We start from the raw sequence: 25,874 nt of genomic DNA, 5'->3' as shown, positions 1-25,874 counted from the left end.
AGGATTTTGGAAAAACTTTAGAGAATCAGCTTTAAAGAAGAGCGTACGAAACAGAAATAACTACTACACAATGCTTCGATCCTATCAGTTAAGGGATACAATTTCGCTATTGTTCAAGGAACAAAATGAAGCTAGTAAAATTAATTCTACATGCTAAAGCACCACAAGTTGAAAGCGTCAAAAATAAACTGAAATCCACAAAAATTTGTAGTACAATTTTCGTGGATTCCAGCTTATTTCTCAGAGTTGAACACTTCTGTCCCACACTCTCTCATTTTTACAAATATTTAATTAGAAAAAATCTTAGATTGCCTGCAGCACCTTTCTATCCATCTCACTTAAGATGCCGTCCAGCGCATTTTCCAAATGTTCGTCCAAAAGAAGCTCTACCTGTTTCTCATTTTTTGTTTTCATATAATAGTAAAGTTTCACATGGTCTTCGATCGCATTCGCTCTTCGATCATTCGAATGCACAGATAGCTCTCTAAAATAACTTAAATAGTTCTGGATGTTTTCCCTCGTATCTCTAAGTCGAAATAACTGACTCTTAGAGTAAATAAATTCGTTGAATTCAGTGAATATTGAAGCCAACTCCTCACCGTTTTCTCCCTGCTTTTGCATAAGCGACACGATTTGTTCGAACTCTTCAAAATCACGATCATTCATTTCGTGCATTGCAGTGATCGTTGCTAATCGATCCAACGATTTTCTAATGGTGAAAATTTCATACGCATCTTTGCTCGTGATTCCTTTGACGATCATCCCGCTCCCCGGCACATATTCTAAGAGGTTTTCATCATGAAGACGTTGCAGGGCGGAGCGTAACGGCGTTCTACTGATACTCACTTTGTTGCAAAGAAATAATTCATTGATCCTTGTCCCTGCTGGGATCTCTCCATTTAAGATCGTTTTTTTTAATGCTGAATACACCACTGTTTTCAATGATTTTGTGCTACTGAAGTCTAAGTTTTCTGCAACAATTTCAGCTACATCTATCATATGTGTCATTTGGTTTGCTCCTATTTGTTTTTTAGCTTAGTTTGTTTCTTAGTACCATTGGTAGAATCCCTTGATTTCGGTAATAATCGATCTCTGTTTCTGACTCAAATCTTGCACGTACTTTAAATCCAGTCACATCGCCATTTGGGTTTGTCGCTCGAACACTAATGATGTCATTTGGTTTGATCGAGTCATCGATAATGAAGTCAAAGCTTTCCTCGCCAGTCAATCCTAAACTATCTGCATCCTGTCCCTCAACAAATTGAAGTGGTAAAACGCCCATCATCAATAGATTCGAACGATGGATTCGTTCAAAACTTTTAGCGATCACTGTATTCACACCAAGCAGCCGAACACCTTTCGCTGCCCAGTCTCTAGAAGAACCCATGCCATAGTCTTCTCCAGCTAAGATAAGCAAACCAACATCCTCTTTGAGATATTTTTCACTTGCATCAAATATTGTCAAGATCTCCCCAGTTGGAAAATGTTTTGTATATCCGCCTTCTTTCCCATCGGCCAATTCATTACGTAATCGAATGTTATTCAGTGTTCCGCGTACCATCACTTCGTGATTGCCGCGTCGACTGCCGTAAGAGTTAAAAGCTTGAGGTCGCACACCGTGTTCTGTCAAATATTTACCCGCAGGTGACTGTAACGGAATCGAGCCCACTGGAGAAAGGTGATCCGTCGTGATCGAATCGCCCAATTTAGCCAATACTCGTTGATTTTTTAAAGCTTGGATCGGCTGAGCTTGAGATTCCAACGCTTCAAAATAAGGCGGATTGGCAATATAAGTCGATTTTTCATCCCACTCATAAGTCATCGATGGTGTTGTTTCAATATTGTTCCAGTGTTGATTTGAGTTAAACACAGAACCATATTCTTCTTTGTATAGGTCTGTTTTGACATAACGATTGATCAACTGTTCCACTTCTTCATTGCTCGGCATGATGTCTTTTAGATAGACTGGAGCACCTTCTGAGTCAAAGCCTAATGGTTCTGTTGTCAGATCAACATTGACATTTCCTGCTAAAGCATAGGCAATCACTAAGTGCGGTGCTGCTAGATAGCCTGCTTTTACATCAGCATGGATACGTCCTTCAAAATTACGATTGCCGCTGAGGACAGCTGAAACAAGTAAATTTTCATCTTGGATCACTTGGCTGATCGTTTCATCCAGTGGTCCAGAGTTTCCAACACAGGTCATACAGCCATAACCAATCACATCAAACCCTAGTTTTTCTAAGTACGGAAGTAAGCCAGCATCTTCAAAATAACGTGTTGCTACTTTTGAACCAGGCGACAATGATGTTTTCACGTATCGTTTCACTGATAACCCTTTTTCAACTGCTTTTTTTGCAAGTAGTCCTGCACTCAACATGATGAACGGATTACTTGTATTTGTACAACTTGTGATCGAAGCAATAACGACTGCTCCTGTTTCGATCGTCTCTTGTGTACCATCTTTATAGTTGATCGTTGCTTGTTTCTTTTCTTCTCCTGATGCTAAACCGTACCCGCTGTTCCCATTAGGCTTCGTAAGCGAATCGATGAATCCTTGTTTGACTTTTGATAGCGGCACTAAATCTTGCGGACGTTTGGGCCCTGCTAAGCTTGGTTCGATGTCGCTTAGGTTCAATTCGATGATTTCTGTATAGTCTGCTTCTTTCGCAGCGTCATAAAATAGTTGATTTTCTTTTACATAGGCTTCAATGATCGCTCGTTGTTCAGGATTTCTTCCGCTGAAATCTAAATAGTTGAGTGTTTCTTGATCGATCGGGAAAAATCCGCAAGTTGCCCCATATTCAGGTGCCATATTTGCTACAACAGAACGATCCGATACAGTCAAATGAGCGAGACCTTCACCAAAGTATTCAACAAATTTGCCAACAACATTTTTTTCTCGTAATAGCTGCGTAAGCGTCAAAGCTAAATCTGTAGCAGTCGCGCCATTTTTAAGTGCCCCAGTTAAACGAACACCAATAACATCAGGTGTCGTTAAGTAGCATGGCTGTCCTAACATTCCTGCCTCTGCTTCGATGCCGCCAACTCCCCAGCCTAAAACACCGAGTGCATTGATCATTGTTGTATGTGAATCTGTCCCCACTAAAGTATCTGGGAAAAGAAGGTTTTCGTTTTTAGTGTCTCTTTCCGTTACGACATCCGCCAGATATTCTAAATTGACTTGGTGAACGATCCCGGTTGCCGGTGGAACCACTCTAAACGAATCAAAGGATTGCTCTGCCCATTTAAAGAAACTGTAACGTTCCATATTTCGCGCAAATTCCAGCTCTTCATTTTTCTGAAATGCTGTTTTTGAACCTGCAAAATCAACTTGAACTGAATGATCGATCACTAAATCAACAGGAATTTCTGGATTGATGATATTGGGATCTTGACCAAAATCTTTCACCGCTTTTCTCAAAGAAGCTAAGTCTACGATCGCAGCTCCTCCAGTCAAATCTTGTAAAATAACTCGACCTGGTTTAAAAGGAATTTCGGTTTTTTGACTATTCGGTAAGTTCCAATCCACTAATTGTTGAACGACTTTATCTCCTTCCGCTGTTTCCTGACGTAAAATATTTTCCAGTAAAATTCTGATGGAATATGGCAAACGGGAAATATCGGCTCCCGTTTTTTCAGCCAATGCCTTTAAACTAAAAAAAGTGTACTCCTTGTTTTGAATTATTATTGTTCTTTTCATCGAGTGACCTCCAAAAAATGTTGTTTTAATATGAAAATACTTTATGATTGATAGTAAAGAAACAGATGAAAGGGGTATCTATTTCATGGAAATAAAAGATTTTGAGTATATTCGTGCAATTTTAGAATTTGAAAATTTGACCAAAGCAGCTGAATCTCTGTATATCACGCAGCCTTCTTTAAGCATGTATTTAAAAAATATGGAAGATCGTCTAGGTTTTCAAGTGTTTCAGATCATCGGTAAAAAATTTTCTTTGACCCTATTAGGTGAAGAATATCTAGCAGCCGGATTAAGCATTCTTGAAATCAAAGATAATTTCCAAAGTAAGCTGGAAACAATGTTGGAACAACGCTATGGTAAAATCCGCTTAGCGATTCCTTTATTACGCAGTTCCTATTTGCTGCCTGAAATATTGCCTAAATTCAATACGCTTTATCCAAATGTTCAAATTGAATTGAGTGAGGATGCTTCTGTTGTTCTTGAGAAGAAAATACAAGATGGGCGTGCAGATATTATTATCATGAATAAACCTGACCGTTTCTTAAATATGGACTACGAAATCGTCCGTAGAGAAAAAATATTGCTGGCTGTTCCAAGATCATTTCTTACAGCAGATCTTCTTCCAGAAAAATCTCAACCCAAATATCCCTATTTTGATTTACGACAGCTTAAAGATGAGCGGTTTATTTTGCATTTTCCCAACCAAAGGACAGGTCAAATGGCCGAAAAAATTTTCCGCTATTATCAAATCAAACCCAAGAATGTATTTTACACAAAAAATATCGAAACAGCTCTCAATCTAACAGTTGCTGGATATGGAGTATCCTTCGTTTACGAAAACCATGTAGAACACCTGAATCTAAAAGAACGCCCCTATTTCTTTTCGATCAGCCAGCCAGATGAACATTTATTTTCTACAGAAGTGCTGATCGGTTATCGTAAAAATCGGATACTCCCACCCTATACACGTGAATTTATTGACCTTTGTAAAACATTAATTTAAAAATGGCAAAGGAATAGCCCCAGTCAAGATCGCGATCGCTAATTGAATGAAGTAGCTGGGGATTCCCCATTTTAAGTATTCTTTTTGGTAATCTCCAAAGCTGACTTCTGTACGATCAACTAATACGTAAAGGAACGCCACTAAAGGACTGGCAAAACGCACAGCTTGCCCGATCAGTGAAGCAACACCAATGTTTACTGGACTCGCACCAAATGTGTACGCAATCGGTGCGATCACAGGCAAAATACCAAAGTAAAACGCATCATTCGGTAAGAAAAATAGCCCCGGTAAAGAAATCAACGCCAGTAAAAGAGGAATATAGCCGCCCATACTTTCAGGCAGTAAGGAAACGATATGCTGCGCAATTCCTTCACTCATTCCACTACCATTCAGCACGCCCATAATAACACCTGCGCCAAAAACTAAACTCACAGGTCCTAGCGCTTCCGAACCATTTGCCGTCAATCGTTGCGCTTGAAGCACAGGATTTTTATAGTTAACGATCAATGCGATACTCGTTCCAACTAAGAAGAGTATTCCACCGTTGACAGTATCCAATATCAGTAACGCCATGATGAAAATCGTCAAAATAAAGTTGAACAGTAATAGTTTGGGACGTTTCAAGCTCTCTGGATCTTCATCTAGAGAAGACATGATCGCTGTTAAATCTTCATCCGTGACAATACTTTTCTCTGCTGTATAGCCTAATCTTACACGCTCTTTTTTTCCGTAACTATAAGCCATATACGCTGTAAGGAACATCGCTCCGATCATTCCAGGAATCAAAGGTAAGAAAAATTCTTTAGGCCCAATATTCAGCACCGGCATGGCCCTAGCCATCGGTCCACTCCACGGCACTAAATTCATGATCGAATTAGGTATGGCAATCAATACTGCCAAGTAGAGCTGCCGCATCTTCATTTTTTTGAATAGAGATAAAACTGCCGCAGTTACGATCAATACAGTTGTTGTTCCGTCACCGTCTAAAGAAACGATCATCGAAATAACTGCTGTAGCTACACAAAGTCGAAGAGGATCTCCTTTTGCCCACTTGATCAAGACTTTACTTAACGGATCAAAAAGACCAACATCTAACATGATCGAGAAGTATAAAATAGCAAATAACAATAAAGTGATCGTCGGTGCGACACCTGATTTCACTTTGCCTCCGGCAAGTTGATAATATAACCCTTCATATATCCACTCAAATACATTTAAGAATGATTGCCCTGTATATCCCGCTGCAATAAACCCGAATGCCAATGGTACAAGAATCAGCCCTGCAAAAGGGGAGATTTTTTTCGAAAGTAATAGTGCCATAAATACAATAATCATCAAATATCCCAATAAAGCCAACATACTCTTTTCATCTCCTTTTTAATCTAAAAAAATACCGTACCCGTTAAAATCTTTCTTGCTGTTCTATAAGATGATATAGAACGAATGATTGTGTCACCTTCTTTTGGTTCTTCATAATCGATAGTGGTTTCGATCAAGCCATCGCCATGACCAAAGCATAATTTCGTTTGATGGTTCGACTGATTCTCTTTTCTAAGAAGCAGATTTGGAATCGTACCAGCTATCACACAAGCTGCTGCAGTACAAAGTGCGCCTGTCAAAGCAATCGTTTTGTGCGCTTTTTGCATACTCATCATTCGAACAGCTAAGTCGTAGCTATCTGATGGAATCGTTTCACCACTGACAGTTGTGTAGGTTCCAGCTTTACTCACTAAAGTCAGTTTAGGTACTCCCGGCGATTCTTTTGCGCTTTGATCTGCCGCTTTGACGAACCCTAGTTTTTCTGCTGCTGCTCCTCTGATTTTTTCCAGTAAAGCTAATCGGTCGTCACTACTATCTATTTCCGAAGCGCTTTCTTTTCCGGTCAAACCAACCCGATCTGCTTCTACAAAAACGAGAGGATTTGCTGCATCAACGATCGATACCTCTATTTCACCTAACCCTTCGATCATTAATGTATCAACTACATTGCCCGTTGGTAATAGTTTGCCAGTCATTGAACCAGCAGGATCAATAAATTCCAACTCGATTTTCAATCCGCTCCCAGGTACTCCAGATATTTTGAAGTCGCCTTCATAACTTAATTTTCCGTCAGGCGTAGGAATATGCTCATAGATCACTTTCTTTGTATTCGTGTTATATACTTTAACGGTCGTTATCGGATCAGTCGTTTTTACTAAACCGCTTTCAATTGCGAATACACCAACAGCTGAAGAAATATTTCCGCAATTCCCAGCGTAAGAGACGATCGGCTTATCGATCGCTACTTGAGCGAATGTATAATTTACATCCCACGCTTCTTTTTCTTCAGGTGAAATGATGGCAACCTTACTTGTAGTAGAGACAGCTCCACCTAAGCCATCAATTTGTCTTACATCCGGACTGCCCATTATCTTAAGAAGAACATCATCATAGTTTTCACCAAATTCAGCTAAGTCCTTTTCAAATAAAAAGACACCTTTACTCGTCCCTCCTCTATAAATACTACAATCGATTTTTTTCAATACTATCACTCCTATCTGACATCATTATATGTTTGAAAGAATCCGAAGTACAATCAATGTTTTTGATAATAACCATCAGTGATACTTATTATCAGTTACCGATAGATCAGCAATCAAAAAACAGGCAAGTTTCATTTAATTAAGAAACCTGCCTGTTTTTATTTACAATAAATCATCTATTTACGCTTCTACTATCTCTTTTGCTTTAGTTTTTTTCATTTGACTATAGCAAATGTTCAAAACTAGTCCGATACAAGCAACAACAATTGCAACATAAAACGCATTGGTAAAGCTGCCGCCGCTAGCTGAAGCCATACTAACTGCTACTCTCGGTGCAAAAAAAGCAGCTGTAGAGTAACCAATAAATACTATACCGTAATTGACTCCTTGATTGACGGGACCATAATTTTCCATAACAATCGGCGGAAAAACACCCATCACACCGCCAAAACATAATCCTAATGCAATAATTCCAATAGCAAATCCTAGCTGACTCGATAAGACAGTCAATACGATCAATGCCGCAATGATCACACTCAAAATAATATTCAATGTCTTATTTCGACCTAATTTATCAGAGACAGTTCCCCACAAAACGCGGCCAGCACAATTGCTCAATGAATATAAGCTTACATAAAAGGCGGCAGTTCCTGCACTCAAGCCAAACATCTGCTGCCCAATCACAGAAGCATTTGAAGCGATCATTAAACCAGAAAACGCTCCAGTGCATAACATAAAGAAAATCAAATAAAAATAAGGAGAGCGCAGCATTTGTTTCCAATTTTTATTGATCATTTTCCCACCACGCATCATTTCAGGTGGTGTAAAGCCTTCCGGTACATAATTTGCGGGAGCCGTCTTAATGAAAAAACTGGCGATCACGATAACGATGATATAGGCAATCCCTAATGATCGAAATGCATAAAATACATCGTTGTTTTCGATAAAATAGTTACCTATCGGAGCAGCTATGATCGCTGCTCCACCCATTCCCGCCGTAATAATCCCTGAAGCTAAACCTTTTTTATCCGGAAATAGCTTGATCGTATTACTAAGACAACCAGAATAGGCTAAGCCTTGACCAAAGCCGCCAATAAGTCCGTAAGTCAAATACAGCATTCCTGTACTTGTCACAAAACCAGTCAATAAAAAACCTAATCCAAATAATACGCCGCCAATAACGATCGCCCACTTGGCTAATCCTTTATCTGTAAGAAATCCGCCAAAAATCATAGGAATCGGACCTATCGCTGCATTTATCGTAAAAGCGAGCATGATCTCAGCCATCGTCCAGCCTTTTTCAACGCTTAACGGACCTGCAAAAACACTAAATGCATAGACTGCACCTGTACATAATAATACAGCTGTGGAAGCAATCAGCACTTGCCATCGATTTACTTTAGCATTCATTTTTACTCCTCCATATCTCTCGTTAGGTTAGTCTGTCTGTGTATCTTTTAATGCTGTTTTTCCTGCAATTCGGCCAAATGTAAAGATATCTGTCAATGAATTTCCGCCCAATCGGTTGCCTGCGTGAATTCCTCCCGCTACTTCTCCAGCAGCATAAAGTCCCGGAATAATCTTTCCTGATTTATCTAAAACATGTGTTTCAGTGTCGATTTTTAGCCCGCCCATCGTATGATGCACTGCTGGTTTTCTTGGTGTAGCATAAAATGGCGCAACTGCTACTTTTAGATCAAATACATCTTTTCCAAATTCTGGATCGTTTCCTTGATCGACATAACGATTATAGTTATCAATAGTTTCTACAAATACAGCAGGGGCCATGCCAAGTTGTTCAGCTAATCCTTCTAATGTGTCAGAACGGAACAAGGTTCCTGCCTCTACCTGACGATCGATTTTTTCTTGTGTCGTGTTGTATGCAGTCTTTTTGATTTCATCATCTGCGATCAAGTAAAACAGTCCGCCATTGTCGATCGCTGCTTGAGTCAAGGCATCTCGGCTGCCATATTCGTTCACAAAACGTTTTCCTTTTTGATTGACCATCACAAAGTTTTGCGGCGGTACCTGCAATCCACTAAACAAAGCTCCCGTTTCCGGATCAGAAACTGGCATCATCTGAGAAAAACCCATTCCAACAAGATCTGCACCAGCACTTTGGCCTAAAAGAATACCATCTCCTGTAATAGCTGGGGAATTGGATGTTTTGATATCATCATCGATTTCAGTCCAATAAGTGTTGTACTCTTTCAGCATTTTCGTGTTTGCCCCAAATCCTCCAGAAGCCAGCACAACAGCATCGGCATGAACTGTTACGCTTTGACCACCAGCTCCTGAACCAATGATTCCAGTAATCTTACCATTCTCAATAATCAGTTCATCTACAGCTGTATCTGTAATGATCGTTCCACCATTCGTTTCAACAAACGATTGAAGGGCTGAAACAAATGCATAGCCTTCGTTTTTCAACGGCTTATGTCCGCGGCGCCACAATGCACCAACTGGCATAGTCACATCCTCTGCATCAAATTCAACACCGATCTCTTCTAACCATTTAACGGAATCAAGGGCTTGATCTGTAAGGATTTTTACTAGATCATACTGGCCATAAATCACATTTCCTTCTTGGTCTGTCCGTTTTCCTCCAAGATAGGTCTGCATCCGATGGAAAATTGCAGAATCGAATAAATAACCTGTTTTTCCTTTATTTTCATTTAGATAGGCGTCGATTTGTTGTTTCAGTAATCGGAAATCTTCTATATATTCTGGATCGATCGACTCTTCATCGATCTCAGCCATTTCTCTCAGCGTATGGCTTTCTCCTGAAATCGCCTCAAATGTATTTTGCCATTCTGGATCAGCAGCATTCATCGGACCTCCTGTACGAACGGTATTTCCACCAACTGCTGGAAATTTTTCGACAACGATGACTTTCTTTCCTTCCTGAAGAACACTTGCTGCTGCAGCTAATCCAGCTCCACCAGCACCCACGACCACTACATCAGTTGTATATTCAGCATCTTCTGCTACAGTGCTTGGTGCCTTTGGACGTTTTCTAAGAACATCTGGGTTTGCTCCAGCCATTTTCACCGCTTTTGCCACACCATCGATCACACCATTACTCGTTACAGAAGCACCAGAAAGCACATCGACATTCAATGTCTGTCCTTCCAAAATCTGTGTCGGAATCCTTGTAAACACGACATCTGCAATGCCTTCTGATTCTCCAGTCGTATCAATATCGATCGACTCGATTCGATCAGTCGTCAACGTAACGACCATCGGCAGATCACCATTATGTCCCGGCGCAGTAACCGTATAATCTCCTGGTTCAAAAGTCACATCTTCTGGAACATTCAATAAATTAGCAATTTCTGTAAAGCGCATAAAACGCCAGAAACAGCTTTCCAAGAAGTCGATCGTACGCTCTTCTTTGATATTTCCTTCCTCATCAAACGCTTGATGCGCACGACCCAGCAAGAATTCATAGCCAGGCATGACAGTCGCATTGACTCCTGGAGCATCTAAAATTTGACGCAAATGAAGCTGCGCGCGAGAAGAACCCTGCACGTCATATGATGCTCCAACGATCATCACTGGCTTTCCATCAAATGGATGAAGATTAAAAGATAGCCACTCAAGAATGCTTTTAAGGGCTGAAGGGATAGAATGGTTATGTTCTGGAGTCGCAATGATGACACCGTCTGCTTCCGTAATTTTACGGTTGAATTCCTGAATGATCTCACTGTCTGATTGATCATTTGTCTCGTTAAACATTGGCACATTTGTTAATTCTAAAATTTCAATCTCTGCTTTATTACTGAAATGCTTCTGCATAAACCGTAAAAGCAGACGGTTATACGATTCTTGGGCATTTGTCCCTACGATTCCGATAAATTTCATGCTCTTTCTCCCCCTTCAGCAAGTTGCTCCCATGTAAATTTTCTATTTTGTTCCGTTTTAAAACGATGATCTTTAACTAGTTGATTGGTAATTGAAACGAATAAGCAAAACTCTTCAAAGCATTCATCCAATTCTGTTACTTTTTCTGAATAAAGCAACTCTCCATTTTCATCAAACGCTTGAAGAGAATGTCCTAGTAGGAACTCTGAACCAGGCATGATTCTTGCTTTTAGCTCTGGTGCATCTAAAATCTGACGTAAATGTGCTTGTGCTCTTGAAGAGCCAAGTGACCCATGTGAGGCACCGACGACCATCACAGGTTTATCGATCAAAGGTCTTGTTGTATACGAAAGCCATTCGATCAAACTTTTTAATACAGCAGGAATCGAATGATCATATTCTGGTGTACTAATGATCACCCCATCTGCCTCGTTGATTTTTTCTGATAATACACTAATTCCTTCTGGTGCAACCTTATTTTTTGGCTCATTAAACGCTGGAAAATCACCGATCTCACAAACTTCGATCTCTGCAGTTTCTGAAAAATGATCACGCATAAATTGTAGTAACTTACGGTTTGTCGAATGCGCTGAATTTGTTCCTACGATCCCAATAAATTTCATAATATACCTTCTTTCTAATTGTGAAAACATACACATATAAACTTAAAAAAATAGTTGGCAAATTCTGTTCAAATCAAAATGAAACAAAAAATGGGATAAAACTGAGATTATTCCGTACGTAAAATGTTTTTTATGTATGTTTTCGTTTCTATAGGTAGTGTAAATCAGAAAAATTCATTTGTGAAATATTTATTTAATTATCAAACTATAAGTATTTTGTTATAATAAAAAGAAAACGATCTAGGAGTAAAAAATGACCTCTATTTATTCATCGAACATGCTGCAGTATCTCGATATGCTCTTAAAACATGGAAACTATACAAAAGCAGCCAAAGATCTGTATATTTCTCAGCCTTATCTTACGCAAACCATCAAAAAGGTCGAACTAGAATTAGAGATCGATATTATTAATCGACAAGCTTCACCGTTACAGTTGACCGAAGCCGGAAAAGTTTATTATCACTATTTGCAATCGCTAGAAACAGAGCAGGACCGCTTTCGAAAAAAAATTTCAGCTTATGCTCCACAAGAACAGACCGTTATTCGAATTGGGGTTTTATCCAGTTTAGGGACCTATCTATTGCCTTTGTTTCTCCCCGACTTCTTAAAAAAGCATCCTGAAATCAGCATTCAGATCATCGAGTCTGTACCTGAACAAACTGAAGAAAAAATTATTGCTAAGGAGCTTGATTTTTTTATAGGACAAAATCCAGAGTCGATTTCACCAAAGCTTACTGTTTACAGTAAAGGGCCACACGGGTATTATGCAGTCATTCCTAAAACATCGAAGCTATATCAAAAAAATCAGACCATACTTAAACCAAATACACTTTCGATCAAACAGTTACTCCAAGAACCGCTGATTTTAACGACACGCGGCTCAGCAATCAGACGTCAAATAGATTATTTATTACAAAAATTCAAAATCAAGCCGACGATCCTCTTAGAAAGCAATAATATTTTTACTATTTTAGAGCTAGCGAAACAAAGTGTGGGTTTGACTTTCATTCCTGAAAGTGTTCGTATTTCTAAATTAGATGGCCCTTATAACATTTATTCTATGCCTTTAGAACTCTTGTCACTAGACTATTTCATCGCTCATTCCGCTGATAAAACGATGCGTCCGATCGAAAAAGAACTAGTCGATTGCTTTTTAGATCAGTTAGCTATCGATTTAAAGACAAAATAAAAAGACCAGAACATAACTAGATATTGACAGTTAAATGCTAAAACAAAAGCTTTAACATTTGATTGTCAATATACTTAACGAGTGATGATCTGATCTTTTGAATGACAGATCAACGATCCATCCTCTAAGATATTACGTGTTCAAGTGCTCCAGTTAATCCTTGTGTATGTGCCATACGGCCATCCGTCGTGATGACTAAACCTTCTATTTCTTTTTGCCGCGAAAGAAAAGCAATCACTTCTGCTGCTTTTTTTCCATATAAACGCGTCGTCCAAATTTCGCCATCCAGTGATAGCTTTGAAACGATCGTTAAACTAGCAAGATCCGTTTCAATGGGATAGCCTGTCTCACTGCTAAAGATATGATGATAATTTTTTCCTTGCCATTCAAATTTCCGTTCATAAATTCCTGAAGTCACGACTGACTGATTTTTGATTTTGAGCACTGCCGCATGATTTCCTCGCGGTAAAAATGGATTTTGAAGCCCAATTCGCCAATATCCATCCTCATGATGAGGTGATTCTCCAAATGTCAGAACATTGCCTCCTAGATCAATAAAAGCTGCTTTTGCCCCTTCATTTTTAAAATAATGAATGATTTGATCCGCAAAATAGCCTTTAGCTAAAGCACCAAGGTCGATCGCCATACCGGAATTTTTAAGAAAGACAGTTGTTTCAGCTTCATTCAATTCGACATTTTTGGGATCGATCAAAGAGAGTAATGCCTCAATTCTTTCATCAGATGGATGAGCAGCATTGGAAAAACCGATCCGCCATTCCTGAACCATTGGACCAATAGCAATATTTAAAAAGCTATTTTCTGCTAAGCTGTGTTGTTTTCCGATTTTTATCAGCTCAAATAAGTCTAAATCTGTTCTTACTGGAGCAATCCCTGCTTGCTGATTGATCTTCATTAAATTAGAACTTGAATCATTTGCGCTAAACCGTTTTTCATAATCCATCAATCTTTTCTGCGCCTCTTTTAAGAGCACCTCAGGATTTTCATGCTGTACCCATATTTGGATCACAGTGCCCATTAAATGGATCGTACATTTCTCTTCCCTCACCCAATCCCTCTCTTCCTATGATCAACTCACTAAATAGCAAAATAGTGAAAACAACTTCATTTTAGACTTCACCGTTTTAACTAGTAAAAGTATACTCTTTACATAAAAGTAGAGCAATAAATACTTATATCTATCAATTTCATAAAAATTATATGTTTAGTATATCTCTTATTAAATAAACTTCAGGAAAATAATCAAAAAACAGGATTTTTTTTATTAAAAATGACTTTCCCAGCGTCTTTTCTCATGATATATTAATATTGTAAATATGTTGTTCTATCGTTTCGTATAAAAAAGGAGGAAATTATGAAAAAGAAGATGTTAGGGATTTTCTTTGGTTTTGTGATGATCGTCAGTACAGTCTGCTCAATCGATACTGTAAGCGCTACACCTATTGACAACGTAACTTATACTGTCCATGGACAGGACTATGGTTGGCAAAAACAAGTATCTAACGGAACTATGGCTGGCTCAACTGGTAAAAACAAGCGGTTGGAAGCTATGAAACTCAATGTTACTGGTGACGGCGGCATCACATACCAATTACATGGACAAGACTATGGCTGGCAAAGCTGGAAAAAAGATGGCGAGCTAGGTGGAAGTACAGGTACTGGAAAAAGAGTCGAAGCTCTTAAAATTCAATTAACTGGTAATCTTAAAAATAAATATGATATTTATTATCGAGTTCATGGACAAGATTATGGCTGGCAGGAATGGAAACGAAATGGCGAGCTTGCTGGCACAACGGGCAAAAAAAAAAAGGTAGAAGCAATAGAAATTCGTCTAGTTGCTAAGACTCCACAGGTTTACTACTCTGCTCATGGTCAAGACTACGGTTGGCAAAGTCAAGTGGGTGATGGTATCACTGCTGGTACAACTGGAAAAAATAAACGTGTGGAAGCATTAAAAATCAATACAACTGGTGATGGTGGTATCAGCTATCAAGTCCACGGACAGGACTATGGTTGGCAGACTTGGAAAAGCGATGGTGCCCTTGGTGGTACTTCCGGACAAAAAAAGCGCGTAGAAGCCATTAAGATTGAATTAACTGGGAATTTAAAGCAAACGCATGATGTCTACTATCGAGTCCATGGACAAGATTATGGCTGGCAAGGTTGGAAGAAAAATGCTGAACTAGCCGGCAGTATTGGACAAAAGAAAAAGTTAGAAGCCATTGAGATCAAGCTTGTTGAAAAAGAAACGATTCCTGTTACTGAAATCGACATGAGCGTCACGAAAGCAAACTTGATCGTTGGTGAAAAAACGACAGCACCTGCTTTTGTCTACCCTAGAAATGCGACAGATAAGTCTATCACATACAGCAGCAGCAACCCTGCTATCGCGACGATCGATCAGCTAGGCAACATCACAGCTGTTGGGGTAGGTTCTACAACGATCACAGCAACGTCTCACAACGGGATCAAAAAAAGTCAAACCGTAACGGTGAGCGCAAAATCAACAATCACATTTAATTACAAAGATACAGATAACAACGTTCTTCAATCTACAACTAGCGACACACAAGCAGTCGGCACAACCAAAACATATAATGCACCATCGATCAAAGGTTATACGGCTCAAGAGCCAAGTTCCCAAACAATAACTTTTACAGAAAATGATCAGCAAGCAACATTTATTTATAAGAAAAACGAAGTAGTTATGCATACTCTTACGATCAATTATGTTTACAATAACAATACCATGATTCGATTACCTGAGATCATTGAAATTCCAGAAGGCGAAACGTATACTGCTATTGCCCCTGAATTTGATGAATGTACACTCAAAGGGGATACGTCTCAAACAATCACGAATATGAGTGCCGACCAAAGCATCACTTTCACCTATCAGATGACTTTGAAAACTGCGGGTGAACAAAATATCGAACTGGTTCTAGCCTACTTGATCAATCAATATCGATTAGAGAACGGAAAATCTGAAATGACTCATGATGCTCTTTATCAATTAGGCAATAGAAATCGAGCAAGAGAATTATCAACGTCGTTTACTCCCCTTCGTCCAGATGGAAGATCGTTTAAGACGGTGATTCAGGAAACTGGGATCGACATGGCGAAACATAACCCAACAGTCCAAGCTATTGGAAACATGACTGATGTAGGTAAGCCTGTTGCCTCAGGACATGCCGAAGATATGGCGAAAGAGATCCTTGATTTTTGGAAGAATGATCCAACAGATAATGCTGCCCTTCTTGCAGATGAGCTCAATGAATTTTCAGTGGGTGTCTATCTTTTACCGACAAATGATTTAGGGGCTCATTCAATGTACTTTGTGTTTATAGGTGGAGTTGGATCATAAAATATACATTTAATTTTATATAATGTTGAAAAGAAGCACATCGACAAAAAATCCTGGATTGATGAAAATTACTTTTCATCAATCCAGGATTTTTTTATAAAGAAGTTTCTCTAGAGCCAACGTTTACTTGTGCTTGTGCAAAAAAAGAAATACTTAATTTTATTCTATACACCATTAATTTGTCTTCTTATTTCTGTATAATACACAAGCAGACTGTCTTCTCACAAAACTGTTAGCAAAAACAGTTGATTTTTATCTTTTACTCCCTGTTTACAATCAATACACACACAGTTACTGTATATATTATTTCGTTTTACCTACTATGATATAATATTTCTAAATAAAAAGGAGGCATTATTATGAAAAAATTTTTTTAAATGGGTATTCTTGATTTTAGGAATTCTAGTATTGTTGGTCAATATTCCATTACTGCTCAGAAATATAATAATATTATTAAATTCTATTTATCTAACATCTGCTGAAAAAGAAGTTGTATTTGGAGAAATTATTGCTAATATCGGCTTACCTGCCTTATTTTTTATAGGTTTCTTTTTATTGTGTGAAAAATAAATTGCAGACGACTGCAGCTTGATCAGAAACTAGCGAAAAGGAATGCTTCTAGTTTTAAGCGCTTAAAGAACAGCAACAACATTTTCCCATTTACACTGAATATGTTAACTATACAAAACCCTCGAAACCTTAAATTTCAAAGGCTTCGAGGGTTACTTATATGCCAGCTGCAGGGATCGAACCTGTGACCTATGCGTTACGAGTGCATTGCTCTACCAACTGAGCTAAGCTGGCGACACAAACAAAATTATAAAACGAATCTGTTTTTTTGTAAAGTCTTTGGATGTATTTTCTTCAAAAATCAGACTTGTGAATTTTTTCTTCAAATGTGGTATAATAAAAGTAGTTAAGAAAGGAAGTTTTTTATAAATGTCTAATTTCGGTAACTTTAATCGCCCTGTCGTGCCTTCTTCTGAAGGGGAATTATTCACTGTTGATACTCAAGTCACTTTCTTGATGCATGGCCAACAACAAACTGGAATCATCACTAAGCAACTTAGTAATTCCGCTGTTGTAGAAATTGATGAAAACTCTGATAACACTGACTTGATGGTCAAAAGCAACGGAGTCATCGTCATCAATTACAAAAAATTACAAAAAGTCTAACTACTTCCATCCAAACAATCTTGGATGGATTTTTTTTCATAAAAAAAACCATAACAGATGTTGTGAATAAAACGAATCTGCTATGGTTTATTTTATTATTTAGTTCCGAACAAACGGTCACCGGCATCGCCCAAGCCTGGAACGATGTAGCCATTTTCATCTAATTTTTCGTCTAAAGCAGCTGTGTAGATATCAATATCCGGATGAGCTTCTTGTAACGCTTTGACCCCTTCAGGCGCTGCAACTAAGCAGACGAATTTAATGTTGCTGCCGCCGCGTTTTTTCAATGCATCGATCGCCATGATCGCTGAACCACCTGTCGCTAACATCGGGTCAACAACGAATAATTGACGAACATCGATATCTTCCGGCATTTTTACGAAATACTCCACAGGTTCTAATGTATCGTGGTCGCGGTACAAACCGATATGTCCAACTTTAGCTGCTGGAATCAATTCCAAAATACCATCTACCATTCCAATACCTGCACGTAAAATCGGTACGATCGCTACCTTTTTACCAGTTAATGTTTTTTGTGTTGATTTACAGATAGGTGTCTCAATAACGACATCTTCTAACGGCATATCTCTTGATACTTCATAGGCCATCAACATCGCAATCTCATTCACGACTTCACGAAAAACCTTTGTTCCACAATCCTTATCTCTAATGATTGTTAATTTGTGTTGGATCAGCGGATGATCGATTACTTGGAATTTTCCCATGTTCATTCTCCTTCAATAATTTATTCCTTCCTATTGTAAAACAAAATCGAGCGATTGACTAGTCAATCACTCGAATCTTTTACTTATAAAGTGGATATTTTTTTGTCAGCTCACTCACAGATGCACGAACTTCTGATAGTGTCACTTCATTTTCATGATCTTTTAAGACTTTTACGATCAATTTAGCCACTTCTACACAATCGTCTTCTTTGAAGCCGCGAGTTGTGATTGCAGGAGTACCGATTCGGATCCCGCTTGTTTTGAATGGGCTAAGTTGCTCAAATGGAATCGAGTTTTTGTTTGCAGTGATATTCACACTATCCAAAATTGCTTCCGCTTCTTTTCCATTCAAACCAAAACCAGAGACGTCGATCAATAATAAATGATTATCTGTCGAACCGCTCACTAAACGCGCTTCTGGTGCTTGATTGAAAACTTTTGTCATTGCTTTGGCATTCTCGATCACTTGTTCACTGTATTCTTTAAAGCTGATATCCAGCGCTTCTTTAAAGGCAACTGCTTTACCAGCGATGACATGTTCTAATGGTCCGCCCTGAATCCCAGGGAATATATTGCTATTGATTTTTTTTGCTAAGTCTTCATCGTTGGTCAAAATCAACCCGCCGCGAGGACCGCGTAATGTTTTATGTGTTGTTGAAGTCGTGATATCTGCATAAGGTACTGGATTTGGATGAAGGCCTGCTGCAACTAAGCCGGCAATATGAGCCATATCTACCATTAATTTTGCTCCAACTTCATCTGCGATTTCGCGGAATTTAGCAAAATCGATGATTCTAGAATAGGCACTTGCACCAGCAACGATCAATTTTGGTTGATGTTCACGTGCTAAAATGCGTACGACATTATAATCGATCACTTCTGTGGTCGGATCCACACCATAACTAACAAAGTTATAGGTTTTTCCACTGAAATTCACTGGTGATCCATGTGTTAAATGTCCTCCCGCAGACAAATCCATGCCCAACACCGTGTCCCCTGGCTCGATCAATGAAAGATAAGCTGCTGTATTCGCTTGTGAGCCTGAGTGCGGCTGTACATTCGCAAACTTAGCACCAAACAGCTCTTTTGCACGATCGATCGCTAAATCTTCAACGATATCGATAAACTCACAGCCGCCATAATATCGTTTGCCCGGATAACCTTCAGCATATTTGTTCGTTAAAATACTTCCTTGTGCCGCCATTACTCCTTTTGAAACAACATTCTCAGATGCGATCAGCTCCAAATTGTTTTCTTGACGGTCATTTTCTTTCGCGATTGCCTCCCATAAATCAGGATCAAATGTTTTATAATCCATTAAACAAGCCTCCATTTCATTCAGATGTCTCGATTGTATCATACTTAAATGCTCTCTACTCGAAAATAGAATCTTTTTTTAAAATTTTTTGGTTTGCAGCTTTTTTCAACCGGTTCATGTAAGCGATCCCTAGGCCAGTCTCCGGAAATCCCTGAGCAAAAATAACATCGATCTCTGTCTCATCCAGTGCTCTCAAACCAGCAAATAACCACTTTGTCGCTGACTCTACGGAAGGTTGCCCGAATGAAAAAGTCTCATTGACTTTTTTGGTCTCAACGATGATCTGATCATCTGCAAAAAGGCCAACTCTTTTATGGTTCTTGAATGCCCAATCGATTGCTTGATCAAACACCTCTAAACCGCCCTCAATGATCCAAACAGGTACATCTGGAGAATAATGCTTGTATTTCATTCCAGGAGCTTTAGGTGCTTCATTTTCGCTGATCAAGTGCTGATCGATCGCCACCTGTCCAATGACTGCTTCCAACTGTTCTTTCGTGACTGCCCCGGGTCGGAGTATCACTGGGACGCCGTCAGAAGAAGTCAAATCTAAAACAGTAGATTCTACCCCGATTTGAGTGGGTCCATCATCTAATATACCAGCAATTTTTCCTTCAAGATCATGATAAACATGATCGGCAGTTGTAGGACTTGGTTTTCCAGAAGTATTGGCACTTGGTCCAACAATAGGCACACCTGCTTTTTTGATCAAATTGACCGTCTGCTGATTATTCGGCATACGAAAAGCAACGGTCTGCAATCCGCCTGTAACTGTTTTTGAAAAGGCAGCTGGTTTTACATTGAAGATCATCGTTAGCGGTCCCGGCCAAAAAGCGTTTACTAATGCTGCCGTTTGCTTTGGTAAATCAGTGACGTACTCTTTGACCATCTCAAAATCACTGACATGGACGATCAGCGGATTATCACTGGGACGCCCCTTGACAGCATAAACCTGTTTGACTGCTGACTCATCCAAAGCATTGGCACCAAGACCGTATACTGTCTCAGTCGGAAAGGCAATGAGCTCCCCTTGGCGAAGCAAATTTGCCGCTTGCTCTATTTCATCAACTGTAAATAGTTTTGTTTCCACATTTTCACCCCGCTTTTTCATCTGGTGTGACTGCTACCATTCGATCATTACCAGATAAATCTTTAAGTACTCGAACGACATGTCCAGGAAAAGCCTGCTGAAATAATTCTTTCACTGCTTTCCCTTGCTGGAATCCGATTTCTAAATATATTTTCCCTTTAGGTGCTAAAATCTTCGGTGCTTCTTGTGCTAAACGCTGATAAATAGCCAAACCGTCCTGCTCTGCAAAAAGAGCTGTTTTAGGTTCAAACGTGCGGACACTTTCATCCATCAGGCGCCACTCATCATTACTGATATAAGGCGGATTTGAGATCAAAAGATCAATTGCTTTTCCTTCTAAAGGTTTTAGAAGATCCCCTTGTAGAAAATCCACTGCTGCATGTAATCTCTTGGCATTTCCTTCAGCAACTCTTAAAGCTTCAACAGAAATATCAACTGCTAGGATTTGCCAGCTTGGACGATTTACCTTCAAACTGATTGCGATTGCTCCTGTACCTGTACCGATATCTGTAACTGTCAGCGGCTCATCAAGATTCTCTTTTAGACAAAGTTCAACGAGTTCTTCTGTTTCCGGTCTAGGAATAAGTGTATGTTCGTTTACAGAAAAGCGCTGTTCATAAAAGTCAGCATAGCCTAATAAATATTGAGCTGGATAATGATCCGCTAACAAGGCTAGGTCTGTCTCAAGCTGCTGCTCTTCTTCTTCAGGCATTTCATCTTTTAAATGGATCAGCCAATCTGTCTTGCTCCAGTTTTTCCGCTCTAAAAAGACAAAAAGGATACTTTGACCTTCAATCCCTTGTTCTTCCAAAAAAGAAGAAGCCCGTTCAAGGACTTCAAAATAACGGTTACCCATTTTGCATCTCTTCTAGTTTTGAGGTTTGATCATACAGTACTAATGCATCCACGATTTCATCCAGCTTTCCAGCTAAAATTTGATCTAATTTTTGGATCGTCAAACCAATTCGGTGATCTGTTACACGGTTTTGCGGGAAATTATAGGTACGAATACGCTCTGAACGATCGCCTGTTCCCACAGCAGATTTCCGATTTGCATCGTACTCATTTTGTGCTTCTTGTTGAATTTGGTCATACACTCTGGCACGTAAAATTTTCATTGCCTTTTCACGGTTTTTGATTTGAGAACGTTCATCCTGCATCGCTACAGCAATTCCTGTTGGAATATGAGTCAAACGAACAGCAGATGCCGTTTTGTTGACGTGCTGACCACCTGCCCCAGAGGCATGGTAAATGTCCGTACGAATATCTTTGTCTTCCAGCTCAAGTTCGACTTCCTCTGCTTCCGGCAACACCACTACTGTCGCTGTAGAGGTATGGATTCGTCCTTGCGATTCCGTTGAAGGGACACGTTGTACACGGTGTGCACCACTCTCATACTTTAATTTAGAGAAAACGTTCTCCCCAGAAATCATCATGATGACTTCTTTATAGCCGCCGATCCCAGTAATACTCGCTTCCATAACATCTGTTTTCCAGCCTTGGGATTCTGCATATTTTTGGTACATGCCGAATAGATCCCCCGCAAATAATGCGGCTTCATCTCCACCAGCTGCTCCGCGAATTTCCATGATAATATTTTTATCGTCATTTGGATCTGTTGGTAATAGTAAAATCTTGATTCGTTCTTCAAGCACTTCTTTTTCTTTTTTGAGTTCTGAAAGCTCTTCTTTCGCCATTTCAGTCATTTCAGCATCCATTTTTTCACCTAATAACTCTTCGGTGTCACTGATTCCTTCGATGACTTGTTTATAACGGCGGTAGACTTCTACTGTTTCACGAGTATTCGCCTCTTCTTTTGATAGCTGCATAAAGCGTTTCGTATCACTAATGACTTCAGGGTCACTTAGTAATTCGCCCAGCTCTTCATAGCGATCTTCGATTGATTGTAACTGATCGTACATAGTCAACTGCTCCTTTTTTGTTTGATAACATTTTTATTCATTTATTTATCGTTTACTTTCCTTCTTGTTCCCCATCGATCGGCGGATGAAAGTAGTGATTACGGCAGACTGGATAATAGGCTTCATTGCCGCCAATTTGAACTTGTGTGCCTTCATAAACGGGCTTACCGTCGATGTAATGCAAGTTCATCGTTGCTTTTTTGTGGCAGAACCAGCAAATCGTTTTTAGTTCTTCTAATTTGTCTGCATAAAGCATTAAATATTTAGATCCTTCAAAAAGCTCATTACGAAAATCATTTTTCAACCCGAACGCCATGACTGGAATATTCAGCTCATCAACCACACGGGCAAATTCGATCACGTGCTGTTTACCTAAAAATTGAGATTCGTCCACTAATATACAATATGGTCGATAGTCTAATTTTTGGATCAATTCATAAACATTGGTCTCTTTGAAAATCGGGATCGCTTCTCTTCTAAGGCCGATACGACTTGAAACGACACCAACGCCATCTCTAGTATCTAGTCCGCTTGTCATGATTACAACAGGTTTGTCCTGTTCTTCATAATTGTGAGCTACTTTTAAAATTTCAATGGTTTTGCCGCTGTTCATTGCGCCATATTTAAAAAATAATTGTGCCATTTATCCGTCGTCACCTTTCGTTTTGTTCCTCTCGTATTTTACTATAAAACTGGAGTTTTTTACAGTGGTAAATTTATGGCATATCGAACAAGAGATTTTTTTCTATAAATTTTCTCTTCCTTCTCTCCTTTGCCTCTTTTAATAATATTGGGAAATCTAAAAACTGTAGACCGATTTTACATAAAAATAGACAATAAAGAATCGATCTATCGAAATCAATTTCTTTAATGTCTATTGCATGCTGTCTTTTATTTTTCCTGTGTTCTTTTTCTAAATAATAAAATGATTGCTGTTACTGCCATTATTATCATACCAAGAATATTGAGTGTTAAGTGATCGGTTTCGCCTAATGCTGGCAGTGCATCTTTAGTCGTATCATTCTTTTCGTATCCTTGACCATTGTTCGAAGGACTTTGTGGTTTAGGCGCTGGTGAAGAAATATTCTCTTTATTTTTTGTATAGATATATGTCACTGTTTGAACCTGATTCGTGAATGTACCAGCTGTATTTCCTTGAGCTTCTTTAAATGTATAACCAGTGATCTCTTGTTTTTCTGTCGTATAGCCTTCTCCTATCTTACCTGATTTCACGATTTCATCCGCAATTGGATGGCCAGTCGTATCGACATACCTAACAATGACATCTCCAGCAGATTCAGTATTCTTTGTATAAACATATGTCACTGTTTGCAATTGATTCGTAAATTTACCGCTCACATTTCCCTGCACTTCTTTAAATGTGTAACCAGCGATCTCTTGTTTTTCTGTTGTATAATCTTCTCCTATGCTGCCGGACTTTATGATCTCATCCGCAATTGAGTTGCCTTCTGTATCAACGTACTTGACAATGACATCCCCACTGATCTCCGGCAAAATCGTTACAATGACTTCAACCGGCTTAGCATTTGCTCTAGAGTCGATCGTTGAAGATAACTTTGTATCAAGCTGTACTGTATATTCTCCAGGTTGATTAAAATCAACGTTTTCTGAAAAGTTACTCGTTATTATTACATCCGACTCTATTGGAAGTTTTGCTGCATATTTGGCATGGATATCTGAAAGAAACGTTGCTTCAGAAATGGATGTATTCGCATGATACGAAATTTCCGAATCTGCTTCAATCACAAAATCACCATAAACTGGTACGTTAAAATTGACCATCGTAAAGTAATATTGTATTTTCCATTCATTATCTGCAAAGTAAAGTTCATCAATTAGGTTATTGCTAGGGACAACCATCGTTCCATCAGCGATTTCTGTAAAAAACATCCCATTCTCTTCGTCATAGAAAATATCTGATGAAGGTGAATCAATACTCAGTTCTTGACTCACAGCTCCTTCTCGATCGATAAACGGATTTGCAATTGCATATTTATATGATGGTGTATAAGCAGTAACATCTAAATTCATAAAATTGACGTTCAAAGGAAAGCCATTATCTAATAGTTCATTAAATTGAGTCAAATCAACACTTGATTTTTTGGATGTGCCATTCGGGACTAGTGTATGTTCATTCCCGCCACTACCATCATACGTTAGCGTTTCAAGCTGCTTCAAAGGCAGTAGATACTGAACATTGTTCTCAGGATGACCGATTCCAGTGAAAATGACTAATTCAGTAAGATTAGTCAAATATTGAAATCCTTCCCAATCACCGGCAGATGCTCTTAATGTTGTGATTGTATCTAATTGCTCTTGCGTGACTTCATCGGTTGGAAGAATACCTAAATTTTCACTGATATCAGCTACAGCCTCTGGGTTTTTAGGAATCAATTGTTCCAAAGTCCCTAAAGAGTCTGCTAAGCCTTGAATCACGTTTGACTCCTGGGCATCAGCTGCTTTTTCTATTTCGTTTTTATCATCAACTAACGTTTGAGTTGAGTCTGCTAAAGGATTTTCTGTTTCATTGACTTCATTCTGTGTTTCTTGGTTTGTCTGTTCTTCAATACGCTCTGATTCCATGATCGACTGATCAGATAGGTCTTGCTTTGGACTTGTCATCATTTCTTCACTATTTTCATTATATAACGTTGAAGTATTTGATTGATTCAATGTCCCTGATTCCATAGAATATGAAATCATCGGTGCTAATTGAGTCGTGCATAATAATATCGTTCCAAGTAGTACTAAACTTTTTCTTTTCTTCACTATTCATCACCTTTACTTGATCTACTTAATTATTTGTACCTTTTCCGCCTTTTAAAGTCTCGTCGAAGAATTTGTCATTGCTGTCTGATATTCCTTCTTCTTTTTGAAATTTAGTTTCAGATGCATTCATTCCAGAAGATGATTTGATCCTATTTCCCCCAGCAATCGGCAATTTTTCTAAAATAACAGGATTCATTCCAGCATCTTTCGCTTGTAATGTAGCTGTCATGCCTGCACCACCAGCGCCAACAATTACAACATCAAGCTGTCTTTCAATTCACTGATAACTGTATAACCATTTGCAGAGGCACCTGAGGTCACTTCTTCTGTACTTTCTTTCGACGTTTTATGGCTCATCTTTTTCTCTTGATCACTGCTGCAGCCAACTGCTAAGCCCGCAAACAGTCCTAAAGAAACTACGCTCAAGACGATTTTTTTCATTGTTTCCCCCACCTCATCTTTTTTTAGACAATAGATCGTTTTTTTAGTGAAACGAATCACAATAGAAAGCAAATAGTAATCAATTAAAATAATATTTTAACGAATAAATTAAACAATCTAACTTTT

At 38.9% G+C, this 25,874-nt stretch carries 19 protein-coding genes, 1 tRNA gene and 1 pseudogene; 4 read left to right on the top strand and 17 right to left on the bottom strand.

Translation table 11 applies throughout. The features are described 5' to 3' along the window. Positions 1 to 303 precede the first annotated feature (303 nt). Together IGI58_RS15215 and acnA are read right to left on the bottom strand one after the other, a co-directional pair. Positions 304 to 1,008, bottom strand: coding sequence for a GntR family transcriptional regulator (locus IGI58_RS15215; RefSeq protein ID WP_225533208.1), 705 nt, complete (start codon positions 1,006 to 1,008; stop codon positions 304 to 306). Positions 1,009 to 1,030: 22 nt separating this feature from the next. After that, complete coding sequence (gene acnA / locus IGI58_RS15210) at positions 1,031 to 3,703, bottom strand: aconitate hydratase AcnA (RefSeq protein ID WP_429952734.1); 2,673 nt, start codon at positions 3,701 to 3,703, stop codon at positions 1,031 to 1,033. Positions 3,704 to 3,788: 85 nt separating this feature from the next. On the opposite strand from acnA, the gene IGI58_RS15205 reads away from it, so the two are divergent. Beyond that, positions 3,789 to 4,706: a LysR family transcriptional regulator gene (locus IGI58_RS15205; RefSeq protein WP_429952735.1), complete on the top strand. Its 918-nt coding sequence runs from the start codon at positions 3,789 to 3,791 to the stop codon at positions 4,704 to 4,706. On the opposite strand, the gene IGI58_RS15200 is transcribed toward IGI58_RS15205, so the two are convergent. The 5 genes from IGI58_RS15200 to IGI58_RS15180 all read right to left on the bottom strand — a co-directional run bounded on the left by IGI58_RS15200 (position 4,698) and on the right by IGI58_RS15180 (position 11,715). Further along, positions 4,698 to 6,065 carry a CitMHS family transporter gene (locus IGI58_RS15200; protein ID WP_225533205.1) on the bottom strand — a complete coding sequence of 456 codons (1,368 nt, stop codon included), beginning with the start codon at positions 6,063 to 6,065 and terminating at the stop codon, positions 4,698 to 4,700. The two genes, IGI58_RS15205 and IGI58_RS15200, sit on opposite strands and share 9 nt — an antisense overlap. A gap of 23 nt (positions 6,066 to 6,088) precedes the next feature. Then, positions 6,089 to 7,237, bottom strand: a complete 1,149-nt coding sequence (locus IGI58_RS15195; protein WP_429952736.1) for a 2-methylaconitate cis-trans isomerase PrpF family protein — start codon at positions 7,235 to 7,237, stop codon at positions 6,089 to 6,091. A 171-nt stretch (positions 7,238 to 7,408) separates the two neighbouring features. Next, on the bottom strand, positions 7,409 to 8,638 hold the full coding sequence (locus tag IGI58_RS15190; protein ID WP_429952737.1) for an L-lactate MFS transporter: 1,230 nt from the start codon (positions 8,636 to 8,638) through the stop codon (positions 7,409 to 7,411). A 27-nt stretch (positions 8,639 to 8,665) separates the two neighbouring features. Further along, on the bottom strand, positions 8,666 to 11,092 hold the full coding sequence (locus IGI58_RS15185) for a flavocytochrome c (RefSeq protein WP_429952738.1): 2,427 nt from the start codon (positions 11,090 to 11,092) through the stop codon (positions 8,666 to 8,668). Further along, positions 11,089 to 11,715, bottom strand: a complete 627-nt coding sequence (locus tag IGI58_RS15180; RefSeq protein ID WP_429952739.1) for an NADPH-dependent FMN reductase — start codon at positions 11,713 to 11,715, stop codon at positions 11,089 to 11,091. Before IGI58_RS15180 ends, IGI58_RS15185 begins: the two co-directional genes overlap by 4 nt. Before the next feature lie 253 nt (positions 11,716 to 11,968). Between IGI58_RS15180 and IGI58_RS15175 the strand changes: the two genes are divergently transcribed. Then, positions 11,969 to 12,904 (top strand): LysR family transcriptional regulator, encoded by a 936-nt coding sequence (locus IGI58_RS15175; protein WP_429952740.1) that lies wholly within the window; start codon positions 11,969 to 11,971, stop codon positions 12,902 to 12,904. A 124-nt stretch (positions 12,905 to 13,028) separates the two neighbouring features. Here the strand turns inward: IGI58_RS15175 and IGI58_RS15170 are convergent, their stop codons facing one another. Next, positions 13,029 to 13,970 carry an FAD:protein FMN transferase gene (locus tag IGI58_RS15170; RefSeq protein ID WP_429952741.1) on the bottom strand — a complete coding sequence of 314 codons (942 nt, stop codon included), beginning with the start codon at positions 13,968 to 13,970 and terminating at the stop codon, positions 13,029 to 13,031. Positions 13,971 to 14,276: 306 nt separating this feature from the next. Between IGI58_RS15170 and IGI58_RS15165 the strand changes: the two genes are divergently transcribed. After that, positions 14,277 to 16,286: an Ig-like domain-containing protein gene (locus IGI58_RS15165; protein ID WP_429952742.1), complete on the top strand. Its 2,010-nt coding sequence runs from the start codon at positions 14,277 to 14,279 to the stop codon at positions 16,284 to 16,286. Between the two features lie 731 nt (positions 16,287 to 17,017). Here IGI58_RS15165 and IGI58_RS15160 read toward each other — a convergent pair. Then, positions 17,018 to 17,090: transfer RNA gene (locus IGI58_RS15160), tRNA-Thr, on the bottom strand. Between the two features lie 135 nt (positions 17,091 to 17,225). Between IGI58_RS15160 and IGI58_RS15155 the strand changes: the two genes are divergently transcribed. Next, complete coding sequence (locus tag IGI58_RS15155; protein ID WP_087639801.1) at positions 17,226 to 17,462, top strand: hypothetical protein; 237 nt, start codon at positions 17,226 to 17,228, stop codon at positions 17,460 to 17,462. Positions 17,463 to 17,557: 95 nt separating this feature from the next. Here the strand turns inward: IGI58_RS15155 and upp are convergent, their stop codons facing one another. The 8 genes and pseudogenes from upp to IGI58_RS15115 form a co-directional block, all read right to left on the bottom strand. Further along, positions 17,558 to 18,187 carry a uracil phosphoribosyltransferase gene (gene upp / locus IGI58_RS15150; RefSeq protein ID WP_087639800.1) on the bottom strand — a complete coding sequence of 210 codons (630 nt, stop codon included), beginning with the start codon at positions 18,185 to 18,187 and terminating at the stop codon, positions 17,558 to 17,560. A gap of 79 nt (positions 18,188 to 18,266) precedes the next feature. Next, complete coding sequence (gene glyA, locus IGI58_RS15145; protein WP_087639799.1) at positions 18,267 to 19,505, bottom strand: serine hydroxymethyltransferase; 1,239 nt, start codon at positions 19,503 to 19,505, stop codon at positions 18,267 to 18,269. A 55-nt stretch (positions 19,506 to 19,560) separates the two neighbouring features. Then, positions 19,561 to 20,595: an L-threonylcarbamoyladenylate synthase gene (locus IGI58_RS15140; protein ID WP_429952744.1), complete on the bottom strand. Its 1,035-nt coding sequence runs from the start codon at positions 20,593 to 20,595 to the stop codon at positions 19,561 to 19,563. A 4-nt stretch (positions 20,596 to 20,599) separates the two neighbouring features. Then, positions 20,600 to 21,451, bottom strand: a complete 852-nt coding sequence (gene prmC, locus IGI58_RS15135) for a peptide chain release factor N(5)-glutamine methyltransferase (protein WP_429952745.1) — start codon at positions 21,449 to 21,451, stop codon at positions 20,600 to 20,602. Then, the gene (gene prfA, locus IGI58_RS15130) at positions 21,444 to 22,517 is read right to left on the bottom strand and encodes a peptide chain release factor 1 (RefSeq protein WP_087639797.1); all 1,074 of its coding nucleotides are present in this window, start codon (positions 22,515 to 22,517) and stop codon (positions 21,444 to 21,446) included. The genes prmC and prfA overlap by 8 nt, the downstream gene beginning before the upstream one ends. 52 nt (positions 22,518 to 22,569) lie before the next feature. After that, on the bottom strand, positions 22,570 to 23,160 hold the full coding sequence (locus IGI58_RS15125; RefSeq protein ID WP_225533195.1) for a thymidine kinase: 591 nt from the start codon (positions 23,158 to 23,160) through the stop codon (positions 22,570 to 22,572). 248 nt (positions 23,161 to 23,408) lie between these two features. Further along, the gene (locus IGI58_RS15120) at positions 23,409 to 25,307 is read right to left on the bottom strand and encodes a MucBP domain-containing protein (protein WP_429952746.1); all 1,899 of its coding nucleotides are present in this window, start codon (positions 25,305 to 25,307) and stop codon (positions 23,409 to 23,411) included. Positions 25,308 to 25,335: 28 nt separating this feature from the next. Further along, a pseudogene (locus tag IGI58_RS15115) lies at positions 25,336 to 25,748 on the bottom strand (FAD-binding protein); the annotation flags it as partial. Between the last annotated feature and the right edge of the window lie 126 nt (positions 25,749 to 25,874).

Source organism: Enterococcus sp. AZ020, assembly GCF_050499205.1.
Lineage (GTDB): Bacteria > Bacillota > Bacilli > Lactobacillales > Enterococcaceae > Enterococcus_L > Enterococcus_L dunnyi.
The sequence above is the reverse complement of the archived record's forward strand: the minus strand, read 5'-3'. Positions and strand labels throughout refer to the sequence as shown.

Excerpts from the sequence above, each read along its gene's own strand:
- IGI58_RS15215 (WP_225533208.1), bottom strand. The coding sequence starts at position 1,008 with ATGACACATATGATAGATGTAGCTGAAATTGTTGCAGAAAACTTAGAC.
- acnA (WP_429952734.1), bottom strand. The coding sequence starts at position 3,703 with ATGAAAAGAACAATAATAATTCAAAACAAGGAGTACACTTTTTTTAGT.
- IGI58_RS15205 (WP_429952735.1), top strand. The coding sequence starts at position 3,789 with ATGGAAATAAAAGATTTTGAGTATATTCGTGCAATTTTAGAATTTGAA.
- IGI58_RS15200 (WP_225533205.1), bottom strand. The coding sequence starts at position 6,065 with ATGTTGGCTTTATTGGGATATTTGATGATTATTGTATTTATGGCACTA.
- IGI58_RS15190 (WP_429952737.1), bottom strand. The coding sequence starts at position 8,638 with ATGAATGCTAAAGTAAATCGATGGCAAGTGCTGATTGCTTCCACAGCT.
- IGI58_RS15185 (WP_429952738.1), bottom strand. The coding sequence starts at position 11,092 with ATGAAATTTATCGGAATCGTAGGGACAAATGCCCAAGAATCGTATAAC.
- IGI58_RS15180 (WP_429952739.1), bottom strand. The coding sequence starts at position 11,715 with ATGAAATTTATTGGGATCGTAGGAACAAATTCAGCGCATTCGACAAAC.
- IGI58_RS15175 (WP_429952740.1), top strand. The coding sequence starts at position 11,969 with ATGACCTCTATTTATTCATCGAACATGCTGCAGTATCTCGATATGCTC.
- IGI58_RS15165 (WP_429952742.1), top strand. The coding sequence starts at position 14,277 with ATGAAAAAGAAGATGTTAGGGATTTTCTTTGGTTTTGTGATGATCGTC.
- IGI58_RS15155 (WP_087639801.1), top strand. The coding sequence starts at position 17,226 with ATGTCTAATTTCGGTAACTTTAATCGCCCTGTCGTGCCTTCTTCTGAA.
- upp (WP_087639800.1), bottom strand. The coding sequence starts at position 18,187 with ATGGGAAAATTCCAAGTAATCGATCATCCGCTGATCCAACACAAATTA.
- glyA (WP_087639799.1), bottom strand. The coding sequence starts at position 19,505 with ATGGATTATAAAACATTTGATCCTGATTTATGGGAGGCAATCGCGAAA.
- prmC (WP_429952745.1), bottom strand. The coding sequence starts at position 21,451 with ATGGGTAACCGTTATTTTGAAGTCCTTGAACGGGCTTCTTCTTTTTTG.
- prfA (WP_087639797.1), bottom strand. The coding sequence starts at position 22,517 with ATGTACGATCAGTTACAATCAATCGAAGATCGCTATGAAGAGCTGGGC.
- IGI58_RS15125 (WP_225533195.1), bottom strand. The coding sequence starts at position 23,160 with ATGGCACAATTATTTTTTAAATATGGCGCAATGAACAGCGGCAAAACC.